The 292-nt window shown below is 67.8% G+C and carries 1 pseudogene; it reads right to left on the reverse strand.

The features are described 5' to 3' along the window. A pseudogene (locus EN786_RS37155) lies at nt 1-195 on the reverse strand (GNAT family N-acetyltransferase); the annotation flags it as partial. Nucleotides 196-292 lie beyond the last annotated feature (97 nt).

A 292-nucleotide genomic window follows, 5' to 3' on the forward strand; every position in this document is an offset into this window, starting at 1 on the left:
GATGCCTTCGGCCCAGGCGAAATGCTGGTGGCCGGTGCACACGCCGCTGGTCTCAAGACGCAGCCAGAGCGGCCTGACCGCTTCAAGACGGGTGTGCAGCTGCGCCACGTAGGCGCCGCTGACGGCATGCGGTGCCGCCTCCTCCTCGGCCAGGCCGGTCGTCATCGCGGCTATCGGCATTGCCTGGCTTGCCACATCATTCTCCTATCGTCTCTGCACGGCGAGCGTCGCCGCGCGGCGCCAGGCGCCGATCACCGTGGGGCGCTGTTCGTTCGGATGCTTGAGATTCCAC

Origin of the sequence: Mesorhizobium sp. M4B.F.Ca.ET.143.01.1.1 (assembly GCF_004792275.1) — a bacterium.
GTDB classification, from domain to species: domain Bacteria; phylum Pseudomonadota; class Alphaproteobacteria; order Rhizobiales; family Rhizobiaceae; genus Mesorhizobium; species Mesorhizobium abyssinicae.